This window comes from Vibrio sp. YIC-376, from assembly GCF_052353105.1.
In the GTDB taxonomy this organism is placed as follows: Bacteria; Pseudomonadota; Gammaproteobacteria; order Enterobacterales; family Vibrionaceae; genus Vibrio.
Window position 1 is genome coordinate 340,520 of sequence record NZ_JBBWFK010000005.1, and the last position, 11,483, is coordinate 352,002.

General features: G+C 43.1%; 7 protein-coding genes. 5 read left to right on the forward strand and 2 right to left on the reverse strand.

The features are described 5' to 3' along the window. Positions 1-81 precede the first annotated feature (81 nt). From WJM94_RS12290 to WJM94_RS12300, 3 genes are all read left to right on the forward strand, one after another. The gene (locus WJM94_RS12290; protein ID WP_444494499.1) at positions 82-939 is read left to right on the forward strand and encodes a LysR family transcriptional regulator; all 858 of its coding nucleotides are present in this window, start codon (positions 82-84) and stop codon (positions 937-939) included. Between the two features lie 511 nt (positions 940-1,450). Beyond that, the gene (locus WJM94_RS12295; RefSeq protein WP_444494500.1) at positions 1,451-3,811 is read left to right on the forward strand and encodes a fatty acid cis/trans isomerase; all 2,361 of its coding nucleotides are present in this window, start codon (positions 1,451-1,453) and stop codon (positions 3,809-3,811) included. A gap of 18 nt (positions 3,812-3,829) precedes the next feature. Continuing rightward, positions 3,830-4,021, forward strand: a complete 192-nt coding sequence (locus WJM94_RS12300; RefSeq protein WP_444494501.1) for a hypothetical protein — start codon at positions 3,830-3,832, stop codon at positions 4,019-4,021. A gap of 51 nt (positions 4,022-4,072) precedes the next feature. Here the strand turns inward: WJM94_RS12300 and torS are convergent, their stop codons facing one another. Further along, positions 4,073-7,036, reverse strand: a complete 2,964-nt coding sequence (torS, locus tag WJM94_RS12305) for a TMAO reductase system sensor histidine kinase/response regulator TorS (RefSeq protein WP_444494502.1) — start codon at positions 7,034-7,036, stop codon at positions 4,073-4,075. A 373-nt stretch (positions 7,037-7,409) separates the two neighbouring features. Here torS and torT point away from each other — a divergent pair, with 373 nt between their 5' ends. Both torT and WJM94_RS12315 read left to right on the forward strand, forming a co-directional pair. Continuing rightward, complete coding sequence (gene torT, locus WJM94_RS12310; protein ID WP_444494528.1) at positions 7,410-8,468, forward strand: TMAO reductase system periplasmic protein TorT; 1,059 nt, start codon at positions 7,410-7,412, stop codon at positions 8,466-8,468. A gap of 60 nt (positions 8,469-8,528) precedes the next feature. Further along, positions 8,529-8,984 carry a methylglyoxal synthase gene (locus WJM94_RS12315; RefSeq protein WP_444494503.1) on the forward strand — a complete coding sequence of 152 codons (456 nt, stop codon included), beginning with the start codon at positions 8,529-8,531 and terminating at the stop codon, positions 8,982-8,984. A 97-nt stretch (positions 8,985-9,081) separates the two neighbouring features. Here the strand turns inward: WJM94_RS12315 and helD are convergent, their stop codons facing one another. Beyond that, positions 9,082-11,151 (reverse strand): DNA helicase IV, encoded by a 2,070-nt coding sequence (helD, locus tag WJM94_RS12320; protein WP_444494504.1) that lies wholly within the window; start codon positions 11,149-11,151, stop codon positions 9,082-9,084. Positions 11,152-11,483 lie beyond the last annotated feature (332 nt).

Genomic DNA, 11,483 nt, shown 5'->3' on the forward strand with positions numbered 1-11,483 from the left:
GATATAAGATAAAGCACTAATTTCAGACGATAAATGCAGTCACAATTAGTTAATCTATAAATTCAATTTATGAGTAGCATTATGGACTTAAACCTTATCCAAACTTTTCTGGTCGTCGCAGAGTTCCAATCCTATACAAAAGCGGCAGAACAACTCGGGCTGACGCAACCCGCGGTGAGTGCGGCAATAAAGCGTTTAGAACAAGTCGTCGATAAGCAGTTATTCGTTAAAAAAGGCCGCGGCATTGCCCTGACTTCCACCGCACATCAATTGCTTCCTAAATTTCAGCAAGCGGTAACAATCATTGATAGTGCAATATCCGATAAGAACCATTTTGAAGTATGCTGCTCGGAAATTTTGCTACATAGCATGCCCCCTATTCCAAACGTGGTGTTTTATGAGTCACCACCTGAAAAATACCTTTTGTTTGAACATTTAAGACAACAAAAAGTGGATCTGGTCATTGATACTGTAATAACAAAAGACGCTGCATTTGTGATTGAGGACGCATACTCGGAAGAAGCCGTTGTTATCTGCCGCCAAAATCATCCAAGAATTCACGGAACGCTTTCTAAAGAACAATTTTATGAAGAGAGCCATTGTTTGTTTTCTGGAAAATGGGAAAACATGACAGGTTTCGAGCAACTCGCTCAAGAAAATATACAAGAACGAAAAATCGATCTGGTTACCTCGTCTTTAGCTGGAATGGCATTATATGTATCTGATCGAGACTGCCTGGGAGTGGTATCTCAATCGTTCGCTAAGAAATGGAGTAAGACGCTAAAACTGCAAGTACTCCCTTGCCCGATTTCAATTCACACAATTCCCTACAAGTTCGTCTATCACAAACGTGAAATTGACAACCCTGCTCACCTTGCCCTGCGCCAAAAAATTAAAGAGCTGTTTGTCGCCGCACATAACGAACCGGTTTCGTGGTAGATATACTCATCCCAGGACACCGTTGCCGAACTTTCTACTTTGTGAGTTGATAAAATCCATCACAAAGTTGTTTGAACAGCACTTAAACCTATGTTTAGCGAACATATAAATAAAACCGCAATCAAACAAATTACAATGCAACAGGTTTTATATTATGAAAATTAACGGTTTGCAATGAAATAGAGTTGACAGAACCATCAGTAGAATTGACTTGCACCGGTAAACGACTTCTTGGAATTTTCAAAGTCAGGATTAAAAATTACTCCGCAGATAAAATTTAGAGCTTTTAATCAATAAGTAACTACCAGAAGGTGGTTACATCTCAACCTCCAGTTTTTGTGACACTGTAATTTAACATTGTAAAGACGACACTTTTGACATAGATGTCTTAGGGAATGGCAATAAATCTTCATGTTTTCACTCTCGACGAAAACACTTCGTTTTGTTTTTTGGTATTTCATCCTTTAATTTGCTTTAATAAAAGTAAATTGAATTCGCTCCAAATAACCCCATGAATTTACGCTTAATTTTAATACTATGCATAACCAGTTTGTTTGCCGGTTGTGCCACTTATGCCGGTCTCAACTACGACCTACTATTTGGTCAGCAATTCGTAAGAGAACGTACTGCCAGTGTTGAGACACAACACGCAAATTTTTTTCAGAACAAAGTGAAGCCAATTGTGGATAACCGCTGTGTGGTTTGTCACGCGTGCTACGATGCACCGTGCCAATTGAAACTATCTTCAGTAGAAGGAATTGATAGAGGCGCAACTAAAGCTTTGGTATACGAAGGTACTCGTCTCACTGCCGTCGCACCAACCCGCCTATTCGAAGATGCAGAAACGACCCAAGAGTGGCGCGATGCTGGCTTTCATCCTGTTTTAAACGAGCGGGAACAAAGCATGGCAGCAAATCTCGATGCAGGATTAATTGCGCGCTTGTTGGCACAAAAAGAGAACCACCCGTTACCAGAACAAGTTCAGTTAGAAGGGTTTGATTTTTCAATAGACCGCAAACAGACATGCCCAACCATTGAAGAGTATGAGCAATACGAAAAGGACAATCCGACGTGGGGGATGCCATTTGGAATGCCCAATCTGACCGACTCTGAATACCTTACTTTGATGAACTGGTTAGAAAACGGCGCGATAATGAATGTTCACACACCAATTAGTGAGCATGAACAATCGCAAATTAATGTGTATGAGACGTTTCTTAATGACGCAGGCCTCAAAAATCAGCTCATGGCACGTTACATCTATGAGCATCTATTCTTGTCTCATTTGTACTTTTCCGAGCTGCACCAAAAGCTCAAGCCACGCTTTTTCTCACTGGTTCGTTCCTCGACTCCACCCGGACAACCTGTAAAACGCATTTCAACTCGTCGTCCATACGATGACCCCAGTACGGATCGCGTTTATTACCGAATCATTCCGGAACAAGGCACTATTGTTGACAAAACACATATGCCTTATGCGTTAAATCAGCAGCGTATTGCTAGTTGGAAGGAGTGGTTCATTCAACCAGAATATTCAGTTACCCAACTGCCGAGTTATGAGCCAGAAGTTGCCGCTAACCCGATGACTTCATTTACTGACATCCCTGTGAAGTCTCGTTTTAAGTTCATGCTCGATAACGCGCAAAACACGATTATGGCGTTCATTAAAGGTCCGGTTTGCCGTGGTCAATTAGCGCTGAACGTTATAAATGATCGTTTCTGGGTATTCTTCCTCGATCCCGACAAAAGCGATATTCCTGCAGTGAATGAGTTTTATCGCTCGCAAGCCGACAACTTAAAATTACCAAGCGAGTTAGAAAGCAATACATTACCTGTTGCAAACTGGGTTAAATACGCACGTCAGCAAGCTCGCTACCTAGCAGCGAAATCCGATTTTGCCAACCAATGGTTTAAGCATGGAGAGCATCTGTCTGCCGACGTAATCTGGGATGGAAACGGCTCTAATTCAAACGCAGCGCTGACAGTTTTTCGTCATTTTGACAGTGCTTCGGTTGTACAAGGTTTAGTTGGTGACCAACCAAAAACAGCATGGGTAATGGATTATGCCTTGCTCGAACGGATTCATTACCTGCTAGTTGCGGGATTTGATGTATATGGCAACTTTGGCCATCAGCTCATCACACGTATGTTTATGGACTTTCTTCGCATGGAAGGTGAAAGTAACTTTATAGCTCTGTTACCAGCACATATGCGTCATGAGTTGCAATCGAGCTGGTATCAGGATCAAAATCCTCAATTAAGAGACTTCTTACTGAGAAACGTTAAGCCGTTCAATCAACCGACAAGTGTTGTTTACGCAACAGATGACCCTAAGTCTGAGCTGCTCAATATGTTGCAAGAACACCTGACTTCGGTTCTTTTGCCCCGCTATGAAATCACTGACACCGTGCTTTCATCTGAGAGTGAGCAACAAATAAAACGTATTGGCGAAGTACGCGGTGAAGGGCTAAAAACAGTCCCTCAAATCACTATGCTGATGGTGAGTAGCAAATCAGGCAAAGATGAACTGTTTACTCTGCTTCACAATAATGCCCATACCAACATCTCTAGTTTGTTTAATGAAGAGAGCAACCGAAACTTTGCTGAAGATGACATGACCGTTGTACATGGCGTGGTCGGAAGCTACCCAGCTGCGTTTTTCTCGATAAATGAGAAACAAATTACAGATTTTGTCGATCAATTCAGTGCGATTCAAAATGAAGACGATTACGTTAAGTTATTGGATCATTTTGCGATTCGTCGTAGCTCAGAAAAATTCTGGCCATTTAGCGATCGACTTCATCATTGGTATCAGGCGAATCAACCGATCGAATTTGGATTACTTGACTATAATCGTTTTGAGAATCGATGATGATTTAAGGGGGTTCTCATGGGTATCCGAGACAACATTGCCGCTCTGGAACAACAGATTTATGTCGCTTGTTCAGAGGGAGACTACGATACGGTCAATATGCTTGAGCATCAACTCGAATACTTACGTGGTAGAGTGGAACATCCATTAGACGATGACCCTTATGCTCTAGACACTCGGTTCGAGTGGGAAGATGACACGACCGAATAGAAAAAACCTCCGGCTATTACCGGAGGTTTTGTTTTTGGCTTGACAGATGATCTACTCGACCATCAGGTCATCAAGTGCAGTAATGGATGCGGCGACTTGCTCAATAAGGACATTTTGTTTTTGTCTATAGGCATCCACTGGGTCAGAAGCTACTTCTATACTCTGGAGTGTATTCATGAGTGCAGTTAAGCCCAGGCTACCACTGCTTCCTTTAAGTTTATGAGCTAACGACTTCACCGCGCGCGGATCATGATTATTCATTGAGGTTTCTAGCTGCCCTAGTACATTTGCGCTTGTTTGACGAAACAAATCAATGATGTGAAGCATTTTATCCCTGCCTAAAACCTTCATATCGAACAAAACCACATCAGAGTTAATGAGCTCAATGTCGTTCTCTGGCGAATACATGCTTTTGATGATTGAAGCTTCAGCAGGCGGTTCACGCTTCCCTAATTTTTCGAACGGTACACAATCTTCACTCTGGGGCAGTAACAAGGGTTTACCATCCAGCACTTCTTGTATCAGTGCCCCAAGTGCTTCTTTAGCCAATGGCTTTGGTAAGTAGCCATCAAATCCAGCTGTCAAATATCGTTCAACTTCCTCTTCAAATACATGTGCTGAAACCGCGATCATCGGTGTAGGTGATAGCACCTGTTCGGCAGGTTTATTACGTTCAATGCGTTTTAGTTGCTGCATTAATTCCGCACCATTGCAATCAGGTAAATTTATATCCACGAGAGCTATATCAAAATCCTGCTCTTCTATGAGTGCTTCTGCCTGAATACCATTTTCAGCCTGCACTACCTCGTGCCCCATGCTTTGCAGAAAGCCCTCTGCGACCACCCGGTTGACTTCATTGTCTTCAACCAACAGTACTTTAGCTTTCACTTTGCATTGAGTGATCACAACCGCACTCGTTTCCACTGGCTCACTCTTTTCGAGCGGTACAGAAAACCAGAAACGACTACCGTGATCTTTTTCTGATTCAAACGCTAACTCACCGCCCATCGCTTCAATAATGCGTTTACTGATCGCTAATCCAAGCCCCGTACCACCAGTTTGACTTAAGCCACCCTCGCCCTGAGTGAAAGCGTCAAAGAGCGATGCTTTATCCTTGTTTGCAATACCGATACCTGTATCGGAAACTTCAAACAGCACTTGAGTTTCGTCTTCTGGATTGAGGCTTACATAGATATCAATTTCACCTTTTTCGGTAAATTTAATCGCGTTCCCTACTAGATTATTCAGCACTTGGCCTATCCGGGTAGCATCTCCTTTCCAATATTGACTGACATCGCTTTCTAAATGGTATGAGAACAACAAATCTTTCTCTTTGGCTCTGCTTTGCATAAGTTGGAATGTGTCTTGTACCATTTGATGTAAATCGAAACCCAAATGACGAATTTCGAGATGACCTGCTTCGATTTTGGAGTAATCCAAAACATCATTGATGATAGAAAGCAACGTTTTACCACTACGATTAATGATCTCTGCATAGCGCTTTTGCAGTGGGTTCAATCCAGAGTCGATCAGTAAACGAGCGGTTCCCAACACGCCATTTAACGGCGTGCGTATTTCATGGCTCATGGTAGCTAGAAATGCCGACTTCGCCCGGCTAGCTTGCTCCGCTTGCTTACGTGCCTTGGCATGATTTAGCACCTCTTCATTCAAACGACGGTTAGCTTGCTTTAATTGCGAAGTTCGCTGCTCTACCAACTCTTCCAGATGTTCTTTATGTTCTTCTAGTTCTTTCTTGGCTTTGGCTTCCCCCTCAGCGACGACTTTTAGCGCCTGAGCGGTATTTCGCGCGGTGATGATAGCTCGCCCCATATGAGCAAGTTCATCTTTGCCGTTTACTTCCAGCTCTACCGCTAAGTTACCCTGTGCCACCGACAGCAAGGCTGCGGAGTATTCACCTAATCGTTTAACCACCGAAAGATAAACGACACGCCACACAATCAGAACCACCACCACAAGACCGACGATTGAAATAATTGTCAGCGACCACTGAGCAAATTTTAATGAGCTTGTCATCTCATCAATCGCTACCGTTGTCGTTTGGTTTGAATCGTCTACCAGTTTGTTCACGGTGCTATTCAATTCCGCGAACAGCTCTAATGTTTTTTGCCTCAGCTGTTGCGAGCGTTCGTTATTTTCATACTGATGCATCAAAATGGTGAACACGACTTGACGCTCAGCCAACTGAGTAAGTAGTTGCCCCATCCGGCTAGAAAGCGTCGGATCTTCAACCGCCAATACACGCCGCTTCATGATTCTAAGATTGTTGGCAAAGTCCGATTGCACTTGTTGGATACGTTCGACGTTGGTGAGGGTACGAGCTTCTTCAATCAGATTGAGAACCTGAAACGCTAACAGATGAAACTCATGCAATCGCTCAGTCAGATCTAAGTCGACTTCAACCAACGTATCTAGTGCCTGGTAAGCCTGATCTTTTCTATTGGACTCCAACAGTCCATAAATATGGGTTACGTTCGCGACAGCAACTGTACTGGTATTTTGTACTTGGGTACGTGTTAGCTGCTCGAGCTCTTCGCTAAGCAAGCGCATTTCTTCAACCCGCGTATCAATCTCGTTCGCGAGATGCAGTTTTCTTTCGACCGATACGCCTAAATCAGCGAGGTTATTGATTACACTCTGAACATGACTTTCTAACCTGTCCAGCAGCTTGGCATCGAATGATTCTCTTCCCAGTTCTTTGATATGCGTAAGCAATACTTCTAACTGCTCAAACAGTACACGTCCTGAATCCTGTCTCTCTTGCTCATTTTGCGCATTCGACAACATCTGGACAGATGAAATGATACGAGAACTTAATTCGGACACCTGTCGCGCCTCAAGCATTGCTGGAATCGCAGTATCAACAACATTTCTTTCCGTTTTTGATACCATCGAAAAACCAGACATACCGATCAAAACAGATAGCATGACCAACATTGCCATCGCTATAAAAGACAACAAGAGCTTACGACCGATGCTTGCAGTTGCTAGCAGCATATTTTCATGACCTTTGTATTTATACTCGGCTAAATATTTCCAATTAATACCAATCACAGTAAGTAAGTGATCAGAAATAGCGTAGGAAAAATGCTTGAGAACAAGGCAAAATTTTTCGATAAGTAGTTATTCTACAATCAAAAATTTTAACGCCGTTATCGAGTATTTTAACAAGCTAGAATGACCAGTTTTTTACTACGATTGGTATAACTTCAAGATGAACCTTTTTTAACACGCTCCCGAAGGGCGAGTTGTCTTGACTCACAGTCTTTGTTAACGATTTTTGATTTAGAACCACTAGATCTTCAAATCGTTGCCGCGTCTGAGAGTCAAGTCATTCTCGCTGAACCAAGCATCTCGAGGTTATTTGGGTATAATACGTTATATTCTGCAATGTTTACTTAATCTAAGCCAACGAACTTCATCTATGGTTATAAATCAACACTGGTTTCGCTCAATAATAAAACCGTCTGTACTGACCGCGGCACTGTTAGCGTCATTGCCGTCGCTTGCTGCAGAAAAAATATGTGCGATTTATCCTCACTTAAAAGACTCGTATTGGTTGTCTGTCAATTATGGGATGGTGGCTGAGGCAGAAAAGCAAGGTGTTGAGCTCCGCGTACTAGAAGCTGGAGGATACCCGGTCAAAAGTCGCCAAGAACAGCAGTTGGAGCTTTGTAGCCAATGGGGTGCAGATGCCATTATTTTAGGCACCGTCGACCCTCATGCATACGAGCACAACTTAAATACCTTTGTGGGTGATACGCCTGTGTTTGCAACTGTAAATAAGCTACTTCTGGATGAAGAGCAAAGTAAGCAGCTTAAGGGCGAGGTCGGCGTGGATTGGTACTGGATGGGCTACGAAGCAGGAAAGTACTTGGCAGAGCTTCACCCCCGAGGGTCTGGTAAAACCAATATTGCTCTGTTACTTGGGCCGCGTACGCGTGGAGGTACAAAGCCAGTAGCAACGGGGTTGTATGACGCCATAAAAGAGAGCGACATCCATGTCGTAAGTACCTTGTGGGCAGATAATGATAAAGAATTACAACGTAACTTAGTTCAGGGCATTATCGATATGGAAAATGTCGACTACATAGTCGGCAGCGCAGTGGCAATAGAAGCAGCCATTAGTGAGCTACGTAGTGCAGGCATGGAGAAGAAGATTGGCCTGATTTCCGTCTACTTAAGCCACGGCGTGTATCGGGGATTGCTGCGTAACAAAGTACTCTTTGCTGCGACGGACAAAATGGTCGAGCAAGGTCGTCTCTCCGTGATACAGGCCACACGTTACTTGCGACAGCAACCGTATAAAAAACATGCGTCACCAGATATCACACCGTTGACGCCTAAAACACTACATGAAGATACAATTCAAGAATCGTTATCCCCGTCAGAATATAGGCCAACATTCAGCGTAAAGCCTGTTGATTGATCGTTTAAAAAAGTGTTTTATACCTATAGAAATTAATAATCTTAAATCGGAAATAACTTGATGCAAAAAACGACTCGTACCATGCCTGCGCACAAGCACGTTGCTTTGGTCGCCCACGATAACTGCAAACCTGAACTGCTACGCTGGGTACAAGAAAATAAAGAAAAACTGCAGCGCCACTTCCTTTATGCAACGGGCACAACTGGTCATATGCTAAGCAAAGAGACAGGCTTAGCGATAAAAAACATGATCAGCGGACCTATGGGTGGTGACCAACAGATCGGTGCACTCATTTCTGAAGGTAAAATCGACGTATTAGTCTTCTTTTGGGATCCTCTAAACGCGGTTCCTCATGACCCAGACGTAAAAGCACTTCTTCGAATTGCCAGTGTTTGGAATATTCCTGTCGCAACCAACCGTGCAACAGCAAAATTCCTGTTCAACTCCCCTCTTATAGAACAAGAAGTCGATATTGAAGTTCCTGATTACGAAGCATATTTACACGAGCGTACATAATCTGAGCGCAAGTCTTATTAGAAATAAGTAACACAAAGGCGATACTGAGTATCGCCTTTGTAATTTAAACTAATGGTTATTTAAACTAACGGCTATGTTATCGCGAGGTGATGATTGGATAATCCCCTTTCACCAACTCCTGAACAAATGTAGAACCAGCTCCTGTATGAGTGATCCAAACTTTCTCTTTTGCTCGCGTAATCGCGACGTAGAACAGTCGTCGCTCCTCTGCATGAGGGAACTTATCGCTTGATTCAGTTAGCGCACCATCAATGTGAACTTGCTTTTTCTTCGCTGGGAACTGGCCTTCATCTACAGAAAGGACAATAACAAAATCAGCCTCTCTGCCCTTACTCGCGTGGCATGTCATAAAACGAATATCGAGATTAGGGAATCGTCTTTGCCAGTCATCGTACAAGTTCGGTTTGTGATAATGATTACGGCCAAGTAGCAATACGGATTTCGTTTGGTTAGCTTGCTGATTTAACTGATCGAGAATCTTCTCAACTTGGTTGCTCGGTGCAGTATGAACACTCTTTTGCTTACGTTGTTTATGGCTATTCAGTGTCTTAGGTAACTGCGCTGGGTTCTGTTGTACAAAGGTATTTGCTACATCACCAATTTGATTATTAAAACGATACGTCGTATCAAGATGATGAACTGTAGAATGTGCAAATCTGTCTTTGAACCCAGTGATCAAATCAACGTCAGCACCAGCAAACTGGTAAATAGCTTGCCAGTCGTCCCCCACTGCAAACAAGGTCGCTCCAGGTTGCTTATCCGTAGACTCACATAACGCTTCAATCAAAGCTAAGCGGTCAGGAGAAATGTCTTGATACTCGTCTACCATGACGAAGCGCCATGGAGAAGCAAATTTTCCTTTTTTCACATACTCAGTCGCACGGCTGATCATCGTTGGAAAGTCAACATGATTGCTCTCTTTGAGCATCTTTTGCCACGCACTGTAACACGGCCAACAGAGGGCTAATTCGCTATTCAAACGCGTGTAATCCTGGTGATCGACCAGTTTCTCTTGAACTTGCTTTTTAGTTAACCCTACGGCGGCTAAATGCGATAGCTGAGAATCTAACCACGCAATCAGTTTAGGGTTCTCTGAGTGACTGCCAAGTTCATCATCCCCTTTTAAATAAGCGATAGGCCACTTATCGAGATGCTTTTGCCAACGTTTAAAATTAGTTGGTGTCATCCAGTGCTTTTTAAGCCAATCGATACACCACGCGCTACGTTGATTGTCATCTAAAGCTAACGGACTGATCTCGACGGGCTGGGATTCGACTTGATTTAGAATGTACAAACCTAACTGGTGAAAGGTATTAACACGAGCACCTTCAGCTGCCATCCCAACTTTGTCGACTAATCGCTCTTTCATTTCTTTCGCCGCATCGCGTCCAAAAGCGAGCATCAGCAACTCTTCGGCTTGAGCCTGATGACTTTGCAATAAATACGCTACGCGTGCTGTCAGCACACTGGTTTTACCCGAGCCAGCACCAGCAAGTACCAGGTTATGGTCGTCGTTAAGTAACACGGCATATTGCTGAGACAAATTCAAAGGAGAAGATTCAATGCTGTTAAACAATACTTCCCAATTCGGACGCTCTCCTTCCAGCCATTCATAATTTCGTTCCTCTAAGGTGTAAGAGGTATCGGTCAGCCAAGGCTCAAGCTCTGCCATGCGATTCGGCATGCGTAATTTCGCCTCTTCCAGGCTTGTTTTAATTTCCACTAGGTCGTGATTTAGGCGCTCAACCCAAGATTGAACTTGGGAATGCGGCAAATAAGCCGGAAGGTGTTTTAGCTTGTAAAGCTCTTCTTCCCATACAGGCAGATATTCAGCCAGTTTTCTGCACTGATTGTTGTGCCATTCCTGATATTGGCGAACCGCATCCAACGCAAACTTTCGGCACTGAGGCCAAGGTAACCCCTGAACTAACCAACTTTGTTGTTTGCCATCTTGCTCATGAGAAAAGAACTGAAGAGAACTCCATAACAACCCACGTTTGACGCTCACTTTGCCATTCCAAACCGTAAACGGAATGTGTTCTTCACTGCCTATGGAGCTTAATAAAACACTATTCTCTTTTATTTCGACATGATAGTACTCATTTTGAATAAAAAACTGTGCTTTGTTAGTGGCAGTAAGCTGCATGAAATGTGCGCCTTTTTAGTTATAAGTTTTCGGTTTATATCATTTTAGAGCATCAAATTGTAGCGGTGACACGCACCGAAATAAGCATCTCGTTTACATTCTTAAATAAATTTCACAATACTGCTGCTTTAGTGAACATATCTTTCCCGAATAACGTCAGATCGTTTGTTCCTTAACAGAGTATTTGCATTGATTAAGACAGTCAGAATATTAAGAGGTTATCTAGTAACGACAATATCTAAACTCATTTTGCACCTATTCTGTCTATTTCATAAGCAAGCGATCTTTTTTCTTAAATTAAATCATAAAAGCGCTATAGTGGGCTTGGTACT